This window comes from Rhodopirellula sp. SH410 (assembly GCF_055811895.1).
Genome location: NZ_CM147949.1, coordinates 2793420 through 2818999, shown reverse-complemented (window position 1 = coordinate 2818999; position 25580 = coordinate 2793420). Strand labels below are relative to the sequence as shown.

General features: G+C 56.8%; 11 protein-coding genes. All 11 read right to left on the bottom strand.

The annotated features are described in order from the left end of the window. Positions 1-13: 13 nt before the first annotated feature. A complete protein-coding gene (locus SH410x_RS10300; protein ID WP_473676421.1) occupies positions 14-9652 on the bottom strand; it encodes an SDR family NAD(P)-dependent oxidoreductase in 9639 nt (3212 codons plus the stop codon). A 185-nt stretch (positions 9653-9837) separates the two neighbouring features. Beyond that, positions 9838-10821: a polysaccharide deacetylase family protein gene (locus SH410x_RS10295; RefSeq protein WP_473676420.1), complete on the bottom strand. Its 984-nt coding sequence runs from the start codon at positions 10819-10821 to the stop codon at positions 9838-9840. A gap of 125 nt (positions 10822-10946) precedes the next feature. After that, positions 10947-12248: a nucleotide sugar dehydrogenase gene (locus tag SH410x_RS10290; RefSeq protein ID WP_473676419.1), complete on the bottom strand. Its 1302-nt coding sequence runs from the start codon at positions 12246-12248 to the stop codon at positions 10947-10949. 594 nt (positions 12249-12842) lie between these two features. Further along, the gene (locus tag SH410x_RS10285; RefSeq protein ID WP_473676418.1) at positions 12843-14003 is read right to left on the bottom strand and encodes a glycosyltransferase family 2 protein; all 1161 of its coding nucleotides are present in this window, start codon (positions 14001-14003) and stop codon (positions 12843-12845) included. Beyond that, complete coding sequence (locus SH410x_RS10280; RefSeq protein ID WP_473676417.1) at positions 14003-15163, bottom strand: glycosyltransferase family 2 protein; 1161 nt, start codon at positions 15161-15163, stop codon at positions 14003-14005. Before SH410x_RS10280 ends, SH410x_RS10285 begins: the two co-directional genes overlap by 1 nt. Before the next feature lie 88 nt (positions 15164-15251). After that, positions 15252-17159 carry an asparagine synthase (glutamine-hydrolyzing) gene (gene asnB, locus SH410x_RS10275; protein ID WP_473676416.1) on the bottom strand — a complete coding sequence of 636 codons (1908 nt, stop codon included), beginning with the start codon at positions 17157-17159 and terminating at the stop codon, positions 15252-15254. A 122-nt stretch (positions 17160-17281) separates the two neighbouring features. Continuing rightward, on the bottom strand, positions 17282-18502 hold the full coding sequence (locus SH410x_RS10270) for a glycosyltransferase (protein ID WP_473676415.1): 1221 nt from the start codon (positions 18500-18502) through the stop codon (positions 17282-17284). Positions 18503-18618: 116 nt separating this feature from the next. Beyond that, a complete protein-coding gene (locus tag SH410x_RS10265) occupies positions 18619-20754 on the bottom strand; it encodes a bi-domain-containing oxidoreductase (protein WP_473676414.1) in 2136 nt (711 codons plus the stop codon). Positions 20755-20772: 18 nt separating this feature from the next. After that, on the bottom strand, positions 20773-22044 hold the full coding sequence (locus tag SH410x_RS10260) for a glycosyltransferase (protein ID WP_473676413.1): 1272 nt from the start codon (positions 22042-22044) through the stop codon (positions 20773-20775). Then, positions 22041-24287: a heparinase II/III domain-containing protein gene (locus tag SH410x_RS10255; protein WP_473676412.1), complete on the bottom strand. Its 2247-nt coding sequence runs from the start codon at positions 24285-24287 to the stop codon at positions 22041-22043. The genes SH410x_RS10260 and SH410x_RS10255 overlap by 4 nt, the downstream gene beginning before the upstream one ends. Positions 24288-24788: 501 nt before the next feature. Next, positions 24789-25580, bottom strand: coding sequence for a class I SAM-dependent methyltransferase (locus SH410x_RS10250; protein ID WP_473676411.1), 792 nt, complete (start codon positions 25578-25580; stop codon positions 24789-24791).

Here is a 25580-nt window from a genome sequence, read left to right as displayed (position 1 = left end):
CAAACGTTTACCGTCACGGCCGATCGATGTCGGAATCGCCTTGGGTGATCAGCCATTGGGATGGCTCTAGCAACTTCTGCTGATCCACCGCTTCATCCATCGCAACGAGTAACTGCCGTGTCGATGGCCGCTTCAAGAATCCGTAGGATTCCAGCGTCTGTTCAATCTGCTCGTTGATCACGTGCATGGTGATTGCGTCGACGCCGATCGATTGGCAGTACTCCACCGTCTTGTGAATCGTGGTCTGCAGTTGACGAAGATGGGTTGACACGATCAGGTCGACGATGAATGCGCGGCGATAGTGGTAAGGAGGTGCGGGTTCCGCGATTAAGAGAACGACACAGGCGACGAGTTCACCGTCGACTAGGATTTCCAGACGCCTAAAGGACTGTCCCGGCTGATCAACGTACTTCCAGTTTAAGAACGACGCGTCACGTACGGTCGCACATCCATAACACCCCGAAACCTTCTCCCACAACCGGTCATGGCGTCCATCGAAGCGATCGATCTGACGAACCGTCGCGGGTGCAGATGACGCAGGACTGAGCATTCGACGCGCCTTGCCGCGCAGGCGCATCCAAGCGGAGGCCGCAGGAATCGCGGCCGGGTGTAGTTTCCCTTTGAGAACCCGCCCTGGATTGATCGCCAGCAAATAGGTCTGTAGCGGCGCGACTCGTTTCCAGCCTAGATTTTCGAGGATCGCACGCATGTTTTCGGTTTGCCCCAACGAGAGGTTGAAGGGCATATCCTCCAACGACTGAATCACCAGCCGGGTTCCGACCCCACGGTCGCGGTGTGACTCCAGCACCATCGTTTCAATTAACCAAGCCGTGGTGGACTGTTTACCGCGGATCTGGAATCGAACGAGTTGGGCGCCATGATGTCCGACGATTTTGTCGCCGTCTTGGAACAACCATACTTGCGGATCCACACCCAATCGTTGGGCGGATTCGAGAAACATCCATTTCCAACGCGGCATGACGAGGTCCCGACGACGATCGGGGAATGCCTGGGTGAGGAAGTCGGACAACGCGGGTTCGACGGCCGCGCTGTAACCAATGATCTCGGATACTGCCGCTGCGGGGATGCCCTGGACGAGATGCGCGGCTAGGGCGCGCAGATGGGGAAAATCGAGCACGCGAGGTGCTTGGGTGAGTTGCAGTCGATCTCGAATCCGATTGGCGAACTCGACCGCCCCGAGCGAATCGAGCCCCAGATCGGTAAGCGGCTGGGTTGCCGAAAGATCACTGCTCGATTTCCGTCCCAACGTGCGGGAGAGCTCTTGCGCAAGAAGTGCGACCAAGCTTTCAGTCCGATCCTCGTCGGTGCCCGCTAGTTGTGAGATCCACGTTTCGCGGCCCTCGGCGCGGTTCGTGGTCCCCGGTCGTGCCGTCGAATCGGTATTCGAGGTATCTGCAAACCGGATCGCACCCATCAAGGTCGTGGCAATGGCTCGGATCGTTGGATTTGCCAGTAGATGCGTCGAGCTACTGACTCCCGTTTGTTTGCGTAACCCGATCACGAGCTCCGCCGACGTCAACGAATCCATGCCGAGATCGAACAACGGGCCATCGAGTGCGATCGACTGCGGATCCTTGATACGCAGCAAGCGTGCGACTTCTGTTTTCAGCAGGTCGGCTAGCTGGAGGTTTCGCTCGTCTTCCGGCAACCCCTCCAGTCGCGCAACCCAGGGATAGCCCGAACCGGTCGGCACCTTTTCGGCATCGTCACTCGATCTCGTTAGGTGCCCCAATTCAGACAGCAGTGGTTTGGGGCGGCGTGATTCGAAAATCGGTCGAAAGCGAGTCCAGTCGACGTCGGCGACGACAGCCTGGATCGCGTTCTGGGCGAGGAGATCGGAGACCTGCTGCAAGGCAGCGTTAGCATCCAACCCGAAATTTCCGATTCGGGCCAACTCGGCGAGCGCGGCTTCATCGGCCATGCCCGCACCCTGCCATGGTCCGAAATCGACTGACAGAGCGGGCTGGCCGCTGCTGCGACGATAGTGGGCAAACGCATCGAGAAATGAATTTCCCGCGGCATACAAACTTCGATCGGCGGAACCCCAAACGGCGGCAATCGAGGACACGCATACAAAGAACTGCAAGGGCTGCTCTGCAAAGGCTTCCTGTAACAGCCACGCCCCGTTCACCTTCGCCGCCAACAGACGTTCCACATCCGCATAGCAGGTTTCGGCGATGGGCCGCCGCAGGTCGACCCCCGCGGCATGCACGATCCCGATCAGAGGTTGCTCGGAAATTGCCGCACGGCAGGCATCGATTCCCGCGGGTGTTGAAACGTCGGCCGCGACAACCGTTACCTGCACACCGCGTTGACGAAGACGCTCGATCGTCGTTTCCGCTGCCGCCGAGAGGGTCCCCGAGCGACTGCATAGCAGCAAACTTTTCGCGTCTTGATCGGCAAGCCAGTCTGCCATTTGCAGTCCGATACCGCCGAGACCTCCGGTCACCAGCACGATCCCATGCTCGAGCGTGGAGATTGAATTCACCTCGCCATGGGGCACATTCGGAGTCGCTGGGCGATGACGGAGTCGCGGCACGAACCGCTGCTCAGCCCGCCACGCAATCTGGTCATCGTCGCAGGGGTCTCGTATCTCGTCGACCAAGCGATCGATGTGTGCCATCCCCCCCTGCCCATCGAGATCGACAATCCCGCCCCACCACGAGCTGTATTCGAGGACGGCCACCCGCGAGAATCCCCACAGGGGCGACGAACTGAGCCGGATCGCAGCGGCATCGGCCGTGTCGACGGAGATCGCATGGCGACTGACCACCCAAAAACTACGCGGCGGAAGCTGAGCGTCGTCGGCTGCCGCAATGGCTTGCGAGAGCTGAAACACGCAGTGAGCGCTGCGTTGGTACGGATCCGGTTTCGCGTCAGGATCGCCCGTTGGTGACGAATCCACATAGACGATCCGCTGCAACGTCTCACGATATTCATGGATCAACGCAGACAACTCTGCCTGCGATGAGCAGACGACCAGTTCTGCCGCGTCATTCACCTCGGGAGCGTGGGCCCCGTGATCTGACGAATCATCTTGATGAGGGACGGCCACGACGGCCCTCACGCAGCGCACACCGAGGGTCGCCAGCGCGGCGGCGACCTCATGGGCGGCGGCGGCATCATCGGCCAGGACCAACCACGTGCCGAGATCAGCATCGCGAGGTGAAAACGTCCGTGGCAGCGATTGCCAATCGAGCTGGTAGGTCAAGCTCTCTGGGGTCCTCGCGGGCGCCGTTTCACGCTGCGAAACCATGCCGAGAACATCGCCTGCATGCTCGTTTTCGAGCTCTTCGAGCCACATCCGCTGTGGATCGAATTGATAACCCGGTATCGTGGCACGGTGTCGCGAGTAGGGCGCATCGAAGGCCGCCCAATCAACATCCACTCCGTCGACGTACAAACGGCCGAGGCTTTCCAGGATGATCGACCCGTCGTCGGCCCCACGCCGGGCACTCGGCAGCCACGCCGCGTCGGAAGCGGGTAAACACCCACGTCCCATGCCCAACATCACCGGGTGAGGCCCCAGTTCGATGTAATGGGTAACGTTCTGCGCGTTAAGGGTGTCCATCGACTCGACAAACCGCACCGGGTTGCGTGCTTGATCCAACCAGTAGTCCGGCGTGGCCATCTCATCGGTGATGATCCTGCCGGTCGCCGAGCTGACCATCGACGTCTGCGGTGTCCCCAGGGTGAGCCCGCGCAGCACGCCCTCAAACTCGTCCAACATCGGCTCCATCAGGGCGGAATGGAATGCATGCGAAACCGATAAACGCGTCGTCTTGACCCCGTTCGCGTTAAGCTCCTCAACGGTTTGGTTGACCGCATCGACGGCGCCCGAAATCACCGTTTGCGTGGGCCCGTTGATCGCTGCGATCGAGATCAGGTGGCCTTTCCCAGCGATTGCCTGCTGCGCCTGGTCGTAGTCCAACCCGACCGACGCCATCGCACCGCCAGCGGGCAACGATTGCATCAGTCGGCCTCGCGCGGCCACCAACTGCAACGCGTCCTGCAGCGAGCAACCACCCGCCGCACAGTACGCCGCCACCTCTCCGATACTATGTCCGAGCATGACATCCGCCTCGATGCCCCACGATTTCCATAGCTGCCATAGCGAGTATTGAATCGTGAACAATGCCGGCTGCGTGAATTCGGTTCGATCAATGGCGTGGTCGCGATCCGCGATACTGCCGGAAAAAACGACCTCATGCAGCGGTTTCGTCAGATGCGTATCGAGTCCTTCGGCGCACTCGTCAAAAGCGGCACGAAACACTGGGCTCTGTTGATACAGATTTTGCATCATCGTCGGATATTGAGCGCCCTGTCCCGTAAACAGAAACGCGATGCGGGGGCTCGCAATCACGTCGTCGGCAGGGGACGACATGCGATCGGGAACCGGCAACCCAGCGGCGATACGTTGGAGTTGCCCCGACACATCGTGCTCGGGGGAGATCACCACGGCCGCGCGGGTGCGATGATGTTGGCGGCCGACGTTCGCGCTATAGCAGGCATCGCCAACCGCCCGGGAATCGAGCATCGTCAGCGGCGCCCGCCACGCGGGGGCTTGCCGCCGCAGCCCGGCCGCGGACTTCGCTGACAGGGTGAGGAGGTGCGCACCGCGTTCGACATCAGCTTCCTCGCGTGCCGTGGGCGAATCGCACTCCTCCAAAATCACATGCACATTCGAGCCTCCGACGCCAAATGAGTTCACCCCCGCTCGTCGCGGTAGCTCCATTTTGAGCCCTGCTCGAGTCGCCTCGAGTGACGCCCATGGGGATCGTTGCCGCTGAATGTCGAATGGTAGCTCAGGGAAGGGAATCTGAGGGTTGGGGGCCTCCGAGGTCAAACTCGGCACCAGCGTCCGATGATGCAACTGCAAGGCCGCCTTGATCAAACCCATCAACCCCGCACCCGCCTCGATATGGCCAATGTTGGGCTTGATCGATCCAATCGTGCACTGATGGCGGACCTGCAGGTCGGGATGCCGTAGCCGTGGGTCGCAATAAGCCATTTCCAGGCCGCGGACCTCGATCGGATCCCCCAACTCCGTGCCTGTGCCATGCGTTTCGATGTAACCGATGGTGCGCGGATCGACACCTGCAGCGACAATGGCTCGCCGCGTTGCGATCGCTTGGGCAGTCGGGTTGGGAGCGGTGAATCCGACCGAACCGGCACCCGAGCTAATCCCCGTGCCCTTGATCACCGCATAAACTCGATCGCCGCGGCGCTGGGCCTCAGCGAGTGGCCGCAACACCACGGAAACGGCACCTTCCCCCATCACGGTTCCATCGGCATCGTCACCGAAGGGCACGCAGCGACCCGAAGGCGACAAAATGCCGAGCCGGCCGAGCTGGACCAGCCGGTTCGGGTCGACGATCAAATTCACGCCGCTGACCACGGCGGTCGAGCAATCGCCATCGGCGAGCGACCGGCACGCGTAGTGCAACGCCGTCGCCGAGGACGAACACGCCGTATCGATCGACAGACTCGGCCCGCTGGCCCCCAACACCTGCGACAGGCGGTTGGCCAAACTGAATCCTTCCCAACAGCGATAGAGGCTCCCCGTCTGGGTCGCGACGGCATTGGCAAACCGACCGTAGCTGGAATACATCACCCCGACGAAGACACCCGTTGCCACATCAAATTGATCGCCCAGACCGCCTGCATCCTCCAACGCATGCCAAGCGTTCTCCAGCACGATTCGCAACTGCGGATCCATGTACTCCGCTTCACGCGGCGACACGCCAAAAAATTCAGCGTCAAAGTTAGCGGCACCCGCCACCAATCCCGCAAAATGATCGCGTTCATCCTGCAGCGTGCCCACGGACGAATCGCGACGGACCGGTACGCGTACGACCGCACTGCGTCCCTCGGTCAGCATCGACCAGAGCTCCGCGGCCGAATCAGCACCGGCACACCGAACTCCGATCCCAACAATGGCGATGTCGCCGATCTCCGCAGCACTTGGGCGAGGTTCATGGAGCGCGGGCCTGCCCGCGAGCTGGCGTGTGGCCTGACCGGACGCGACCTCGGTAATCGCGGCGATGATTTCGGAAACGCTGCGGTGCTCAAATAACAGCGTTTTGGGTAGCCAAGGATACTGTTTACTCAACGCAACCGTGATCTCCACAATCCGCAGCGAATCACAGCCGAGGGCCTCCAGCCGGTCGATGTGAGCGATCTCGCCAGTGGACCGCCGGAGAGCCTTGGCGAATGTGGTGGTGACCTGCTCGACAATCTCGTCGAGATTCGCGGGGGTGGCCTCAGCGGTGGTGAGCTCGCCACCGCAGGCAATCTCCAACTGTCCGTAGGTAGCAAGCGATTGGGCGATGCGTTCAATTTGACGCTCTCGATCCCGGGTCGAAAGTGTCGGCGATTGCTTGGCGGTGGGTGACGCGTCCGGTTTGGGATCGGCCGTGGGGGCGTCTGCCTGTGCGGCTTGAAAGTGGAAACTGGAAAGCTTCTCCGCATCCGTGCAGCATTCCCAAACACCCCCGGCATCCTCGGGCGGTTGCGCGTCGGCGACGAGCCCCAGAAAGGATCGAGCGGGTGTGTTTCGATCGGTCGGAACATGCCGCCAATTCACCGACGCGAGACCCCGGTCGCAGGCGATTTTGCCGAAGTTGGCTGCCATGTGGTGCTCGACGCCCCGCCCCAGCACACGGCAACTCAACAGGAACGTGTCGACGAGCAGAGCATCATCCTGCGCGGTCCCGATCAAGAACCCGACCAACCCATAGTCGCCAAACCGATCGCGCACCCGCACCGTTTGACAGACAACGTTCGGGTCGGCCATCAACGCCTGCAATTCGGCTTCACTGCGCCGCAGGGTGGTGAAGTTGAATTGATTGGTGCGCAGGGTGAGTTGCGAGGCGCGCGCCAGGTCCGCATCCGATAGCGTTTGAATATCGATGTTCAGATCGAGCGAATCGATGAACTCTTGGAAATTCCCCGCACTCTGCAACGAGTCCTGGCGAGAGAACTCCTCGCGGTATAACTGCGTCCGCCGTTTGTCTTCCGCGGTCGCGCCCCGGGCCTCCAGCTCCCAAAAATGATCCAGTAGCTTGGTGGCCGATGCGGCGTCCGTCGGCCACTGGATCGTCAGCACACTCGGACACCCGCTGCGCACCTCGGCGCACTCCACCGGGTTATCGTCGAGGAAGATAAAACTATCCAAACCGAGATTCAGACGCGACGCCAAGGCTTGGATGTTCTGGCTCTTAGGTAACCAATTCACGGCGGCCGCCACGATTTGCTCGCGCGGGATTCCAAAATCAGAACGCTGGTCAAATACGGACCAGACATCATGCTCTTCGTTCTTGCTGCACAAACACAACAGCATGCCGCTATCGGCCAATTGCAGCAGTCGCCGGTGCAATGCGTGATGCACATCCTCCAACTGCACCCCTGCTGGACCAACTTCCCCAACGACGCCGCCCCACAGGGTGTTATCGCAGTCCAGCACCACGACTTTCTTGGTCGGTGCGTTCTGGCGATGGACGAAGCGAGCGATCAGTGCCGAGAGGAAGAAGTAATAGGCGTCCTGATAGGGGATGTGGGCAATCTCGTCGCGCAACTCGTCGAAAATATTTTGCGTGCCATCGATCTCAAAGAGGGCGTGGCAATCACGCGTCTCGATCAAGGTCAACCCCGGTATCTCACGCAGCGAATCTCGCAGCTGATGTTCGATTTCGTACAGCAGCGACTCAGGCAGGTAGTCGCTAACGGTCCCCGGGCAGATCAGCAGCAAGGTCGGACCGGCGGCGAAGGATCGGTGTGTTTTGATGGCGTCGATGTGCTCCTGGGCAGCCGCACGTAACCGGCGTTCCACGTCGCCTACGTCCGCGTCATCCAAATTCCACTCGCGCAACCAATCGCTGACGCGGAGCAGGATCACGGCCCCGTCGGAGCTGCGCGACATGAGACTAACAGGATCGAGGCACTGTTGGAGCACCTGCGCATAGGGCGCGAACTCGATACCGAGGTGCAGATCCAATTCGGCCGACCAACGCTGCAAGCCATTGCCAATGGGATCGAGCGTGAACGTCGAGCAGAGCACGACGCTTTGATCCGGTTGAGCAGTGACCTGCCGGATCGCCGGTTCGGTGAAGGGAAACGAATCGAGCACCTCCACAGGCGTGCGATCATCGGGACTCGCGAGGGTGTTGATGATGCGGGCCGCGGCGACCGCTGTGGGGATCGCCCCCATCGCACTGGTCGGCGTATCGTTCCAACTGGTGCGCAGTTTCGGGGGTCGAGCGATCAGGAAATGTGTCTTCGGATGCTCCCGAGCGGCCGTCTTGACGAGCCCTTCCACGGCCATCTTCACGCCGATGTAGTCAGCGAATCCCGCCGGGCACTCATCCACAAACGAGGACGAAATCGCCACAACCGTTCCGGAGACATCCGCAATGGATGACAGGAAACTCGCCAGCGGAATCTTCGACAGGGCGAGATTTTCGGCGATGTAGGAAAACGAGTCCGCCTCGGTATCGCCTGCGACACCACCGAAGCGAGGTGCCGCGCAAGCGTTCAAAAACAGCAGATCGAGGCGACCGTCCGCGGCGAGAATTTCGGACTTGGTGCGCTCGCACCACTGGGCGTCACCAACGTCGCCAGCGACGATCACGGCCGTGCCACCCAGGGCATCGATCCGCTCGACGAGTGCCCGCGTCGTGTCGTTGGGATGCCGGCAGGCCAGATAGACCTTGCACTTCGCCGCCCCCAAGGCCGCGGCCAATTCGGCCCCCAAACCACGGCTGGCGCCACACACCAACGCCACTTTGCCCGCCAGTTCACGCGCTGGCGGTGTCAACTCACCGACGTATCCGGCGGGGTCCGGATCCGCCTGCGGAAACCGGACGTAACTCTGGACCCGAGCCGTGGCAATCAACTCGCCGCTGACCGAGGCGATCTCCAACTCCGTTTCGAGCAAACGAAAATGCGGTTCATAGTCCTGGAACGTCAACCGATACGCCACCTCATCGCCACAATCCTCAGCGGCAGCCGCAGCAAAGTCAATGCTCAGACGCGTGAACAGCGAGGACAGCCCAGGGGCTTTCATGCCGACGATGAAGCTACCTAGCCCGAGTACTTTTTCCTGGGTGGTGGTCAGCGACGAATCGGCCGCGGAGTGGTGGCCAAATCGATGTCGACCGTAGTGACACGCCCCCGCCTCGAAATCGTGGGGCTGCCAGGCCACGGGAGCGTCGTCCCCAGAACTGGGATCGCCCGCTTGCAGCGCCGCATCAATCCAGGCAACCACCGCGGCAGTCGCCGGTACCGTGGGCCCATTCGTCCATGAGACCGTCACCGTCATGCGCGTCGTCTGCCCGTCGGTGACCGTCACGACCGTCGACGTCTCGTTTCCCTCCGAGCACTCGACCGGGTAGTTCCGGCCCGGCCGGACCTCGCCGCGAAACTCGATATCGAGCCCCTCGATTACGCGACCGTGAGCGATTTCAGTGGGGAGGCAGCGGAGGGCCTCGATCGTCGTCAGCGCGCCGTGAGCGATCGTGCCCCCGAACGATGACTTCTTGGCCGCGTCCGGATTGACGTGTATCGGATTGCAATCGCCTGACCACTGGGCAAATTGGTTGACATCATCTTGGGTGATGTGCATCGTATTCATGGCTTGTCGATATCGGCTCGAAACGAAATGGATTGGTCTGACAGCATGACAATCATACGCTTCGCAGCAAAAGTAGCTACCGTCGCTTGGATGGTGCGATCCACGTTCTCGCGAACGTAGCTACCGTCCCCAGACGGTGGTATCCACCTGCTCACGATTGTAGCTACTCGGATAGGCGATTCACCTCAGGTACCACTTGCCTCCACGCCGTTCGCCATATTCGTAAGAGAAATGGATTGGCAATCTCGTCTTTCCAGACAATGAGCAAACACCTCGCCCAGCCATGCATAAAATGCCTCGAGGTCGGCTGATGACTTCACGTAGGGTGAAAACCCGGGTAGTAGCGAACTGCTATGGAACATCAGCACCAACGTTGTGGCACCTTCCCGGATTGACGCATCGACAAGACGCTTGGCATCGCGAACGGTCGATTGCTCAGGACTGAGTTTAACCGAGCGGAGCACGTCCAATCGATCGGCGATTCCGGCTAGACGCAACTTTCGCAGCGGTGTCTCAATGAGCCAGCGCCGCCAACGATCGCGAGATTGAAAACCCGATCGAGTGAACCCTGACGTCACGGGGATTTCTATCAGGCGGCCAGCGGGTTCAAATTCCAGGAGGTTGGACCGACTGATACGATATGGATGCAGTGGCGCATCTCGGAAGTCGGGACCTCCCTCGCCCGCGTAACTCCGAAACGGCAGTACGCTGGAGTCCACAATGTACCCGAGGTCAGCCAGCACATTGGCACCGACGCTGTCCAGACCGTAGCGCCCAGCACGAAACGAAGTTGGACGCCGGCCGACCCGGAACTCGATCTCGTCAGTCAACCATTCGAGTTTTCGACGTTGTGACTGCGCGTCCAAATTACACATGAACGTCGAACGAGGATCAATGGGCAGCCCGTCCAGTGGCGGATTGCACCATGGATGACAGTGCGAACCAACCTCGCACATCTCAGTCTCCTGCCATTGTTGCAATTGTTCAACAGCCCAGTCATCTTGCACAACCGGCGCATCGATCAGATAGGTCGGAATGACTCCTCGATCCTCGCAGAACTGTTGGAAGCGAGGCAGGCCCTTTAGATTTTTAGTTGTCGGATGCGTCAAATAGCCGCCCCCCCACAACCCTTCCTCTTCGGTATCAATCGATACAACGAGACTTGTCATGCGTGTGTTTGACTAGAGTGGTGTTTCAGTTGGTGGCACATTCACTTGCCTTCTCGTTTCGTGATTCAGAATAAAAAGACGATGCCGAAAGCGAGGGTCGGCACCCAAGATCGAGCAGCCCCGGCTTACGACGTCCCGCGATATCCATCGCACGAAGGCACGACCAAATCTTTGCGTAAATCGATCATCGTGCAACCCGAGCCCGCCCACGCAATTTTATCAGCGACACCAGTAGCAAGAATTAGCAGCTCCGAGTGGTGGAATAGCTGCTGCTCATCTTCAATCAGCAGTTTCGCCAAATGCGGCAGATGGTGATCGATAAAACTGAGGTTCGCTCCCACCAACCCCTCCACTCGCACGTCGGGATCGAAAATCAGTAGGTCGTAGCCTCGACCCAACAGTGTCTCGGCAAGTTTGACTTGTGGGCTCTCCCGTAGATCATCCGTCCCCGCTTTAAAACTCAACCCGACAATGCCAATTCGTCGTGCACCCGACTGCGCAATCATGGCCAGCGCACGCTCGATGTGAGCTTGGTTGGACGGCAAAATCGAACCCAGCAGCCCCGTATGAATCGCCTCGCGTTCCGCATATCTCACCAGGGCCCGAACGTCTTTGGGCAAACAAGAACCTCCAAATGCGAACCCAGGACGCAAATAGGCCGGCGAAATATTTAACTGAGTATCCCGGCACGCGATCCGCATGACTTCCTGTCCGTCCGCGTGAAGTGACTTGGCGAGCGTACCAATCTCGTTGGCAAAGGCGACCTTGACCGCGTGGAACGCATTACAAGTGTACTTGATCATTGCCGCGGAGCGGGTGTCGGTGATGATGTGTTCGGCAGCGATGTCTCGATACAACTCCAATACCGACCGCGCGACATCGGAATCGGTCGACCCCACGATGATGAATGGTGGATGATCGTAGTCCGAAATGGCGGTCGTCTCGCGAAGGAACTCGGGATGGTTGCAGAGAAAAATTCGCTGTCCCAGCGGTTCGCCGGCTCTGCTTTCCAAGGCGGGAGCCAGGCACGCCTCCAGTATCCCAGGCAGTAAAGTCGAGCGAACGATGAGGGTTGATACGTGCTGCGTGCCTCGCAGTACCGCGCCCACTTCCTCGACCACACGCTGCACGTGAGCAGCGTCAACACTACCGTCGGTATTCGATGGGGTACCGACTGCAATCATTACTAGACTGGCTCGGCGTACCGCTGCGGCGACGTCCGTCGTTGCGGATAATCGGCCAGCACTCACCTGTTGGGCGAGCAGTTCGCCCAACCCAGGTTCACGCACGGGCGACTGCCCAGCATTGATCGCAGCCACTTTGCCGCGATCTCGCTCGACTCCCACCACGGTGTGCCCGTCCCGGGCGAGACAGGTGGCCGTGACGCAGCCGACATATCCCATGCCGATTACCGCAATATGCTTCATCGGAAACCTCCCTCAGCCGAGAGGGCGAGATAGGAACCGCCGACGGCATGAGCCACAGGTGTTCGGTTCCACACGTAGAGCAGCAGCCCGGAGGGCGACATCATTCGTACCTGCAAAAGCTGCGGTAAACCCTCGGTGAGAATTGACTCGCCGAATGCTCCTTCACTGATTCATCTGACCGAAGCCTGCACCGGAGGTTTTTACGCATGCCTCACGTATCCAATGATTTGTTCGTGGTAGCTAAGGAACGAGCGGGGAACGACTGTCTGAGATTGTGGTCGAACGCTCCGCGGTCGATCATTCCGACCGCGGAGCGTTCGGCCACTGTCTCTCCGCTCGTTCCGAATTGACAAGGCTAGAATGTGACTGTCAGGCGAAACGAAGTCAAGCTCTGCAGAAGTGCAACTGGGCAAGGGATATCCCGGTCGAAGGTACACCAATGGCGTTGCCGGTCCCCGGCGAACATCCGTTCGTCGAGGACTCATCCTGGAAAGATCACTGGATGCGAACGCTCTGCCTGCAAAAAACTTTCGCTGCACTCCGCGCACTCGTCTGCAGGATGCCCCTTCAATATTACCGGGATAGCACGAAAACTCATACGGGTCTCTCCCCATTCTTCCGGTCTTCCACCCGTTGTCCTTTTTCCCATTGAGGCGGCTGTCGATTTAAAATCCCACGAACCAACCCCACTGCAATCCCCCACTGGCTGATGCCGAAATAATACAGCACACCTCCGAGCTGCGATCGGCGCAAGCTCGGTATCGAGTAGACGGCAATTAGTGCGACATAGCCGAATAATTGAACTGCCAGTGGAATGGCATACCACACGTGCCGAGTTAACAATGCGATATTGCTAACCAAGAGCACCACAAACAACACCGGCGAGAACCAACGCAATAATTTGTGTGAGAAGAACTGGAACCATAGCATGGGCTGGTTCCATCGCGGCACGTAACCTCGTCTAAGTAACTGGACCGCGCCAGCGGCGATCCGAACGCGGCGTGAAAATTCTTGTCGCGCCGTCGGCGTGCCGCTCTCCGTTGCCTTTGCGGCGCTCTCATAGACGATTCGCCGACCCGATCGCAGCACGTTCATCGACGCCAAGAAGTCATCCAGGATGGTATCGACGGGCAATGATTCAAATAGCGAGGCCTGCATGACGTACATGCCGCCATCGACCCCCATCACGCTTCCGATGCGTGATTCCGCACCCTGAATCCGCCGCTCCAACGAATAATACAGTGACTCACCGGGGCGAAATGCATCGTCGCTGCCTTCCAAGCAAACTTCGCCAGTGACGGCCCCGACATCCTCGCTGTCAAAATGATCAACCATCCTCCGCACTGCGGAAGGATGCAGCATGACGTTGGCGTCGGTGAACAGTAAAACGGGATGCTGCGCCGCGGCGACCAGGCGATTCATCGCGGCCGCTTTGCCACCACGCCCGCTGTTACCGATCAGACGGATGCGTCCGTCGCACTGCGTAGCGACGAGATCCGCCGTGCCGTCGGTGCTGCCATCGTCAGCAACCACCAACTCAATCAATGTAGGAGGATAGTCGAGTTGTCGAAAATTCTCGATTTTCGCCGAGATCACCGAGGCTTCGTTATGCGCCGGAACGAGTACGGAGATCGGTAACAGTTGATCGGATCGCGTGTTCGATCTTGGCAGGGGACGCAATACGCTCGCCGCCGGATAGAGGGCATACGCGTAAACGAGCAAGAGCGCCGATAAGAAGAAGAGCGTTTCAAGCATTATCGCTGCGGCTTCCACACTCCAATCGTGCGTCCAGTCAGCAACAATCCAATCCCCACGGCGGCTGCGCAATTAATCAGGAAAAAGTAATAGGCAATGTAGATCACGCGAATCGATCGCAGTGGCGGAACCAGGTAGAGAGCCGCAGCGAGATAGCCGCAAAACTGCAACCCTAACATCACTCCGAACGGTCCGGGAGCCCCCTGCGTCGTCCACTCCGACACGGCCAAGCACGCGTTCGACACGAGCATCACCATTAAGAACAAAGGACTGAACCACCGCAGGACTTTATGTGAGATGAGTTGAAAGGAAAACCACCCCACACGAAATGGATTGAAAGCCTGGGGCACCTTCAACACCGCTCGCAGACTGCGATTGACAATCCGGTATTTCCGTCGGAACTCCCCCCGGAAATCCGGCGCGGTGTCCTCGTAACATATCGCTTCCGGATCAAAGACTCCGCGATATCCTTTGGCGACAACTTTGAGGGGAAGTAAGAAGTCGTTAATGTCCACGGCCGCCAATGGCTCAAATAGTTCCTTACGCAACGCATAAATCGCTCCGTCTCCTCCAACGACGCTGCTAAGGCGACTCTCCCACTGCTTTAATAGCAGTTCAAGATTCCAGTACACATTTTCACTTTCTGCGGACGCTCCTGCAGCGGTATTGTCATAGCGTTGCGCTCCAACACTGAAACCCACCTTGACGTCGTCAAAGTGCCGTAAAAGTTTTTTGATTGCACCGGGATGAAACATTGAGTTGGCATCGGTAAAAACGAGAATGTCACCTTGAGCTTCTGGACAATACTGAGTCAAACCGGCGGATTTACCCAAACGTTCCTCTTGTCGACAGAGTCGCACGTTCTTGCCAACGTACTGACTAACGACCTCGTCAGTACCGTCATCCGAAGCATCAGATATTACGATAATTTCAAGAAGGTCGGGTGGGTAGTCAAGAGCGAGAGCATTCTCGAGTTTCTCGCGAATTACTCCTACTTCATTGTACGCGCTAACAATAAGCGATGCGGAAGGAAGCGCCGAACCGGCCTGCAGCGGCTTTTTCAGGCGAGAGAGCAAGAAAACGAACGGCGCATATCCACAGTGCGCAAAAACGAAAAGTCCCGAGGACACAGCGAAAATCGCCGATAGTGTTAGCGACACGGAACACCTGCTGCAATAGCCACCCACGTAGAATGCCAGAGGTGTAGCACGCCACCGAACAAAACAGGCGGAAACTTTGGTGATAGTCTCATGCGGTTTGATCTATAAAGACTTGGTGCCACAATTCCAGTGTTATCAATGCCATCAAGTGCTCAGAGTTATCCTCACGTTGGTGCAAATGCTCGTCAATCAACTGCCGGATTGCATCGTAGCGGAAATAACCCCTTGCCTCAATTCGTTGTGGAGACAGTAAATCTTCCACCATGGGGCGTAGACTGCCCCGTAACCAGCGACTGACCGGAGTGCCGAACCCCTGTTTCCTCTGCTCGATGATGGACTTTGGTAGTCGATCTCGCATTGCCTCCTTCAGCACACGCTTCATTCCTGAAGCGCCCTTTAGTTTCATGCTTGGTGGAATAGTGTTTGCAAATTCAATTATCCGGCGGTCCAGTAGAGGCACACGTGCTTCCAGCGAAACAGCCATCGTCATCTTATCAGTAAACGTCAGCAAGCTATCGACTAAGCTTGTGTGCAAGTCCGCGTATAGCATTCGATTCAGCGGAACTGTCGTTGGTGCGGCGTTGTAGAACTCTGCGACATGTTCAGCATTATGATGTTCTTCTCTGTCTGCAAATTCAGGAGTCATTAGTTGGCTTCGCTGAGACTCGTTGAAAACACTGACATAGCCTTGGTATCGCTCGGCTTCTGGGAGATCAGCCTGATCGACAAATCTCCTTGCGTATCGAAATAGAGATTTAATTTTCGAACCGCGATCAACAGGCAATCGATTTAGTGCCGGCTGCAATACGTGTCGACGAACCGGTCCGGGAATGAGGTTGACGTATCGTTGGAAATCCGATCCCAAATACCTCCGATAGCCCGCAAATATCTCATCTCCTCCCATGCCAGAAAGGATGACCGTCACGGTTTCTCTCGCGAGTTTGCTGACCATGTAGGTCACCAAAAAGGATGTGTCCGTGAACGGTTCATCCAGATGCCAAATGAGCGGTTTCATCATTTCAGCGATGTCAGGCTCAACCATAATCTCGTGATGCTCGGTGTCAAACTGCTTTGCAACCGCCTTCGCCTTAACAAGTTCACTGTGATATGCATCTTCGGCGCCAAAACCGATGGCGTAGGTAGCGATGTGACCAACGCCTAATTCACTCATTGTCGCAACAATCGATGACGAATCGAGTCCGCCAGACAAAAATGCGCCGAGCGGAACGTCGCTCATCAGTTGTCTCTGTACGGAATCTTTAATAAGCTCGTGCAATTCTTCCTGATAGCTCCTAATGTCGCGATGGTTCGTATCCGCGATCTGGTAAAGGGCGTCCCAATAACGCGATGACTTGATTTGCCCGTCTTCAATAACTAGAACGGTTGCAGGGTCTACTTTGCAGATTCCTTTGAACATCGTTCGTGGCGCAGGAACATAGCCAAAGCGTAAAAAGTCGAACATTGCGAGTTCGTCAACTTGTCGCTGAAATCCAGGAATTGCCAGGATAGACTTGATCTCCGACGCCCAAGCGAATTTTTCTTGGTCCTGGTAAAGATACAAGGGTTTAATCCCAACGTGATCGCGTGCCAACACCAACCTTTTCTTGCTCGCATCCCAAAGGCTAAAGGCGAACATCCCGTTAAGTCGTTCAGGTAATGCGCTCCCCCAGGCTTCGTATCCGTGGACCAATACTTCTGTATCAGTCTGCGTCGCGAAATGATGACCAAGTGATTCCAGCTCGTCGCGAAGTTCCCGATAGTTAAATATTTCACCATTGAAGACGACAGTTATCGATCCATCTTCGTTGAAAATCGGTTGCTTGCCGCAGAAAAGATCGATAACCGCAAGTCGGCGCATTCCCATCGCAAGACTGCCGTCGACATAATGCCCTTCATCATCAGGTCCACGGTGGACGATCTGTCGGCACATAGCTCTCGAGACGTCTTCTGACGCTGGCTGGCTATTTCGATAGATTATTCCGGCAATTCCGCACATGTAATTCCACTCGATTGAACGTTTTCTTACGCAAAGGTTGCTCGGCGATTCCCCGTAAACTCCACGTTTACGCAGCCTCCCCGGAATCAACCCGATGTTGGTTCACGACGAAATGATGTCGCTCAGAAGATCGGCTCCCGCCCACTCCGTAGACTTGTGTCTACAACCTGCCCGTAAACTGTTTGGTAGCTTCGAATGACGTCTTGCCAATCACGCATTTTGACCACGTAGTCATGCCCGTCGATCGATAATCGTTCCCGCTCTGCAGAATCACGCCCAAGTGCAATACAAACCTCGGCAAGATCGTCTGGATCGTCGGCTCGGAAGTAAGTTCCTGACTCACCTAGTAGTTCTCGAATTCCTCCAACATCGGAAGCGATAATCGCCTTCTTCATGCACAACGCTTCGAGGGGTTTGAGCGGTGTAACGAGTTCAGTTTGCCGAGTACGTCGACGCGGATACACTAGTATATCTGTGATTGAGTAGTAGTCAGAGACTCTCGAGTGCGGTACATGCCCTACCAACTTGACGTACTCCCCACACCCTAACTCATCGACGAGGGTCCGCAATCGCTCCGTTTCCTCGCCCTGTCCGACGATGACGAGCAGCGAATTTGGGATCGCTGCTCTGACTTTCGGCATTGCCCTAACCATGCAATCGACTCCTTCCCAGGGATATAGTGAACCGATGTAGCCAAAGCATAAGTTGTCTTGAAGACCAAGCGAATGAGAGAGACATTCATTGCGAGGTATTGGAGGAAACTGAAGTGGACTCACTCCATTTGGCACCACAAAAATCCGATCAGAATTGACGCCTCGTTTAATGAATTCGGCACGCAGCGTATCAGAGATAACGACCAACGCATCTGCAGTGCTAGCGACAATTGTTTCCAATTTTCGACTGACTTGGTATTTCGGCGACCACCGCGTGCAGCGTCCTTGGTCAATCAATCCTTCTTCCCAAATGCCACGCACCTCATACACAAATGGTATTCCCAAGCGCCTTGCAGCAATCTGTGCTGATCGCCCCCAGAGGCACGGGGAGTGGGCATGGATAATATCTGGCTTTTCCGCCGCTGCCACTTGAAAAACCTTTTCTGACATGAACCGAACGGATTGAAGATCACGCAAAACAGGAATGCGACCGGGCTTTTCGGAGGTACGGTAATACGTGATCCCTTCGATTTCTTCGATTAGGCCGTTTGCAAATGGCACGTGGCGACAGGACGTTACAATCGATGGCGTCCATCCCATCAATGCTTGATAACGCACGATATTTTGGCTTCGCACACAGTAACCGTCTGTCTGTGGCACCGAATGATTGAGTACATGTAGAATCTTCATGAGAGCTTCTCTTCGCTTTTGTGGAAAGCCACCACTAGCGAACCGATTCTGAGGGGGAGGAATGAGGGAGTGGGCCAATTCTGCTATCGATAATGTAATTCTGTTGTGGACGTCGTTTACACTGAGGTGGGATGCCCAGAGCGAACGCTATCTAAGATTGCGACGCAGATTCGAGTCGCTTCGATTCCATCAATGTAAGTGATTTGAGGTTTCTTTTTGCCAGTCACAACATCGACAAAGTGTTTGAACTCAAGGTCGTGGCCCTTGTCGGGGCGGCGTACCTTTTCATCGATGCGTGACACTCCACGTACGGTTAGCTGGCGATAGTCCTCCATCACAGCAGACGTACCGTCGCAGAAGACTTCCATACGTTCCTTCCCCGTTAGTTTTGACCCAACGGCGGTATAGAGCAGATTACCGAGTGATCCATCAGAAAACTCAATTGCAATCGAAAGATTTTCGACCCGCTGTGATGTCGGGCACTCGCCGATCCCAAAAGCGGAAACTTTAATTGCTTCACAACCTGTGAACCAACGAAACAAGTCAACAAAGTGGCACGCCTCGCCAATGATACGTCCTTCGCTATATGCAGTATCATAGACCCAATTGTCACTAGGTATCGAACCAGCATTCACACGAAAGTGCATCATTTTTGGTCCTGGCAGCGGTGATACAACTTCATGCATCTTCTGCAGCATGGGCGAGAATCGCCGATTGAATCCGGTCATGCACACACGCTCGCTCTGCTCAGCGACAGCGGTCAATATCTCGCATTCCTCGAGCGTCGTGGCCAAGGGTTTTTCGCAGAACACGTGCTTGTCCGCTCTCAATGCATCGGCACAAAGCGACGCATGTGACTTGTCACGCGTGAACACCATCACCCCGTCAATATCAGGATCGCTGAGCATCTGCTGAGTATCGGTGGAGCAATTTGCTGCACCGAATCGCAGCCCCATTTCCTTGGCACTCTGAGCAGTCGATGCTGTCAAAGTGTGAAATGAGATCCGATCGCTTTTTCTGAGATTGGGTAGATGAAATTGTTGAGCAAAAGCACCACAGCCGATTACCCCTAGTTGTGGACGAGAAGCTGCCGCTGGCACAACCGGTGGGATAGTGAGGGGAACGGGGCGTCGGTGCGGCTGGGTCGACGCGTCGTACTCAAGCAAGATACCCAAACAACTGTTCGGATCATTCATCAATAAGTCATAGCCTTGCTCGGCCTCCGCGACGCCAAATTCGTGCGTGATCAGTGGCTTCATGTCCAGCTTGCCAACTTGAATCAGACGCACAAACTCTTGCATGTTCCGATTCTCTGTCCAACGTACATAGCTGATCGGATAGTCATTCCCTTGCTCTTCATAGCGTTTGTCGTATCGCCCCGGTCCGTAGGAACGACTGATTAGGAGGTCGAGTTCCTTCATGTAGAACTCATCGCGTGGTGCATCCAGCGTACCGCCACCGACAATCACCAATCTCCCCCGTTCACGAGACATGGAAACTGCCTGTTGCAGAATATCTCGGGTCGTATTTCCCGCACAGACGATAACACGGTCGACTCCAACACCACCAGTTCGCCTAAGAACCAAGTCCACAAAATCTTGGCTAGCGTGTACCGCATCTTCCAATCCTGATTTTTTGCCGAGCTGCAGACGTGACTCCATCACGTCGCTGCCAAAAACGCGTGCGCCTGAGGCGTTGAGCAGTTGCGTAACCAACTGACCGACCAGACCGAGCCCAATGACCGCTACGGTATCGCCTACCTGTATCTCCGCGCGACGGACGGCTTGCATGGCGATGCTGCCCACGGTAACGAATGCGGCTTCGCGCGTTGTCACGCCATCAGGGACACGAACACACAGATTCTTGGGGGCGCGAATGTATTCGGCATGGTGTTCGCCTCCATAGGCAACGAGATCTCCAGGTGCAATTCCGTCTATCTGACTGCCAACTTCAATGGCAATACCGGCACCGCTGTAACCCAATGGTGTCCACTTTGTCATTTCAAATTGAACACGATCTTTCGTTTTACTCACCCCATCTTGCACCAACATATCGACGACACTCTGACGGATATCAGGATCCTTGAGGGCTTTCTTAATCATGTCGCCCTTGGTGCTGCCAACCGCTGCGGTTTCGGTACCAGCGCTAATCAGTGAGTGACGATTGGCGATCAGCACCGTGTTATCCGTGCAGCGAGGAATCGGCACTTCTTCAGTCTGAACCGCAGCTCGCCGAAGCGCATTTTTTTGCATGAAGATCTGTTTCAATTCTCAGCCCTTTTTCGTTCGTTGGTGGTCTTCAATTGCCTGCTCAAATACATCGCGGACGCTCGCCGCCGTTTTGTGCCAGCTCTTCTGTTTGATGTGTGCGCGAATCTTCGCGCGATCCGGCGTCTCTGAGAGTGTTTCGATAAGACCAGCCGCTGCCGCCTCGGACGATCGTTCCGCGAGGACACGCCCCAGTGCCGGATCTTCCGCTAACAGCGGCGGAATTCCGCCCACGGGCGTCGCCACCGCGGGCAGCCCACATGCGAGTGCCTCCATCAGAACGTTTGGTGAGCCTTCACGCGAAGAGTTGATGCTCAACACATCGGCCGCGCTGTACCAATACCTCAGTTCGTCTTGCGGACGATTGCCCGCGATCAGAACGTGGTCTTCCAATTGGTTTGCAAGAATTCGTTCGTTGATTGTCGGAAGAAAGTCCGCAGCCCAACGTGCTTGGCCACCAACGATCGCAACCATTGCATCAGGAAACCGCTCACGGATCGCGGGTAAAGCGTCGACCAGTAAATGGAACCCTTTTAACTCTAGTCGGTAACCACAGGCGAGAATCAATCGTCTGTCGCTTGGAAGTTTGAGCTTCCGACGCGCTTCGGCCATGGGAACCGGACAAAATTTCTGCGTGTCGACACCGTTGGCGATAACGGTGATGTGAGCGGGCTTCGCACCGAAGGACGCCATCCGATCCGCGATCTCCTGACTAACGGCAATCAAACGTGTCGCTTCGCAAATTGCTCGGCGAACTTGTGGACCAATCACCGGCAGATCAGGAAACCGGGCGATATCCTCCCCCCGGCCCGTGATGACTACCGGTTTGTCGAATCGCTTACCCAAACGAACCGCAGCAACCCCATTGGGGTACGCAAAGTGGGCGTCGATCAAGTCAAAATCGAACTCCGGTTTTAACCGCTGCATCGCGCGGCACGCGGCACCGTACATTAGCCGGGGATGATAATAGCCGCCCACCTTCGGCAACAACAAATATCGCGGGCGGATGACCTCAAGCCCATCGACTATTTCATGTCGCGGAACTTGAGACCATGGGTACCAGCGTTTAAAACGCTTGATCGGTGGGAAATAGGGGACCGGTGCCACGACACGAGTATCGACGCCTGACTGCGCCACGAATTTAACGCGTTCCTTGACAAACACACCGTGCACGGGCTGATTTTTAGATGGAAAGCTGCCGCCGCTCATCACCACCACGCGCCGCTTCGCAGAGGACACTTCCTCGCTGTGCGTTTCGGGTTTAGCATCGTTCACGAAGCACTTCCCTTCACGATACACGTCTCATCGCTGCCCGCTTTCCCATTTGCTGCTACATCAACGCAGAACACGGGCCAATCGCCTTCGCCTGATACGACGCGGCTATTTGGCAGCCGATCCAGTTTGTTCGGGGCAACACCTGCGAGGTAGTCTCGCCGTCCATCCGCAGTCGAAACCGTCCACGCGATCTCCGCGTCAGCAGTATCGATTGCGTCCGAGCGTACGTCATCGTGAGCGCACGTCACCAGCTGACCACCGACGGAGACTCGATCCAGTCGGCAGGGTGACGCGGTTCGCCCGATATACGTTGTCATTAGCAATTGTCCTTCACATGGGATACTGAGCCGCAAACGGCTGCCGGGGTGCCGGACACCATAACCGGTTGCCTCCCAACCGACAGGGGAGGCGAGATTGGCAGCGGACAATTCCCAGTCTTTCAACGCGGCCTCCGACCACATCTGGACCGTGAAACCTTGCTCGCCATCAAAGCGAAGCGACTCATCCTGCGAAACCTGGAAATTTTTCGCACCAAGTTGCCAATACCAGGAAACGTCTCGCTTCGTTTTCGATTCGATGCAATCGGTCACCCACATGCCGCTACCCGGTATTGCCAGGACGTACCGACCGATGACGACGTCATCGGTCGTGATCCTGCCCCGGGCGAGCCAGACGCGATCGTTCAATCTCGCTGACAAGGATGGCTTGGTGGCAACATTGGACCACGCCAACTGTCCCGCAACTTTCGCCAAGGCTGCGCCGGACACCTCGAGGGTATTGTGCGCTGCAGGACTGCGAAAGTAGTCCGCGTAACCGGCGGCACCTACGTAAAATGGCATGCCGGAATCACTCAGGACGTCGCTACCATTCATCCAGTACAGCACTTGCAACGTATCGGCGTGACCGTGGGCAACCGACGGCGTCGAGTCCGCATGCAAGCCTCCTGCGATCGGCCCCGCATCAAACAACATCCAGTCGTCCTTGTCCGCGGCGATCACATAACCGGAATCCGACATGACATGTTGTCGAGCAACGGCATTCTCGACCGAAGCGATTTTCGATAGTTCATCCCATTGCCGCCAACCATCGTTGCCAAGCAGCCAATAAAGCTCCTCGCCCGGTTCGTCATCGAATGCGAGTTGCGGGTCGTTAAACATCACCGCGGCGAGGGAACACAACGATCCAAATTGCCAATAGTCACGATGGTAGACCGGCATGGCACGGGCCGAATCCAGATCACCAAACGGCGGCCACCGACCATCCGGTTTCCGGAACGCCGCCGCAGCTTGAAAACCGTCGTGGGCTACTTGCTCCAATTCCGGGAGCGGATCCGATTCATTCCGAGCCGCCATGATGGACAGGCTGAGGAATCCCAACGTGTAGAACTGATACCCCATCGCTTGTTCGACGCCGACGCCATCGGCGTAGAACTGCCGGGGCCCATGCTCGTTGAGAACTCGGCGAGCCAACCGACGCCACTGACCACTGCGTTCATGTTGACGCAGCACGCAGCCGATCAGATACAACCCCGTCGCTTCGCCAATCAAATGGTTGAACGGACTCGAAAAGTACGAAAAGTGATGTTCGAGATACGTCGCATGATCGGCCAGACTATTAGCGATCATCCGCATTGAATCTTCGCAGGAATCCAGTCGATCGCTCAATGCGGACAGGGTCCATACCCACGAAATTGCCCGCATGGCAACTTCCAACGCACTCGTCCAGTGAACGCCTTCGTACAACGGGTTGTTCGCGATCCAATCGAGCAGCAGTGTCTCGGCACGCACTGATTGCAGGTCATTTTCACTCATCAGCCCACCGCGTGATAGATCGGCGAGATATTGGTGCCGGCCCAATTCCCAAACGTACTTGACATCACGCCCTGCAAAAGTGAGATCCCCGTAGAACGCACGATCCCACTGAAACTCACTTCTGGGATCCTGGTGCCAATCGACTTCACCGCGCAGATCGAAGTCATGTCCCAACATGCTCCATCGGGCCGAGTTAATCTCGTTGGCAATCCGCACGGCATCGCCCTTCATCCGCGAGCAGCGAGTAGGATTCAACCGCTGAGCGTCTGCGAATTCCGACGACTGACAACCAGGAACCAATTCCCGGCAGGCGGAGAGGATGTCAGGTCCATCAAACAACGATGCCTGCGTGAACAGCGGTGCCACCTCGCCACGCCGCCATACCCGACGTTCACAGCGGAGGCGGCGCGCATCACCGAGACGGCTTGCCATTTCCGTAAACGGCATCCGCCGCAATTTGCGGAGTTTTGAAATCGTAGAAGAGAGCCGATTTGTCATGAAAGTATCATCGATCTGCAACCGTGAACGGCGAAGATGTTTGGTAGCTACCGTCGCCAGACGGTCGAAAATCACCGTAAAGAAGTTGCTTCACAGTGCTACTCGGTGAGACGTGCTGTGTCACGCAGGCGTTCCTAAAATGCACCACTTTTAAACCGGCCTCTCAAAGACTTATCTGAAAGTTGCCGGGGACAAGCGTAACGCCATCCCCGGAATCCGAACCACATTGTGCCGCCGACTCCAAAGGTTGTCGCAGAAACTCGGTGCGTGCCACCCCTCGGGGCCGGCTGCTATTTGATACCCACTTGCCAGTGGTATTCGCTGGGTTCGACCACCGGCTACTGTCTGACAATTTCCGCGGGATCAAAGAGAGAAAACAAAATCCCTCCACCCCCAATACTTGAACGGCCCGAGCCAAGGCCCAATTCTCCGACATCACTTTTTCGTCGCCAATACCAACATGTAGGCGCTCATGTAGCTCATGCCTGGATATCGCAGGATCGCGTTCGATTTCAATGCAGCGGTTTTCCCGATCACGCGGCTGAGCAACCCCAACCGGAAGAGTTTGATGCCCACGACGCCATCGACTTGCAGACCTTCAAACAATGACGACGCTTGCCCGGGCCACAGGTAGCGATCACGGAAACGTGGCTTCTTGCCTCGGACGATTTCCGCCAATTCGTTTTTGGTGCCCCACAGTCCGTTGTTGAAATGCAACGCGATCTTGCCACCCGGGCGGACGACGCGTGCGAACTCGGAAACCACCTTGCGTTTATCCGCGCCCTCGACCATGTACATGAAGCGGGTCCCAACGACACCATCGAACTGTTCATCCTCGAAAGGCAGTGCTCGCGCGTCGCCCTGGGCGAACGAAATGTCCAACCCTGCTTCACTCGCGTTGGCGCGGGCCGTTTCGATCATTCCCGGAGCCCCATCGACGCCCCACACCTTGGCACCCGTTTCCGCCAACGCGATCGTGTTGCGTCCTGTGCCACAGCACACGTCGAGCAACTCCTTGCCCGGGCCGGCACCGACGTGATCAATCAAAATGCTTGCTTCCAACTCTCGGTAGAGTTTTGCTTCGGGCCCCGCATCTTTCCAGTTATCGTTGTAGAGGCCGGCACGCTCGCTCCAGCCCTGATTACGCCGCTCCTGAGCCGCGTCCAACGCAGTCGCTGGACGCGTTTCCAGCAGCTTCGAATCTTCATTTTCGCTATGATCATTCAT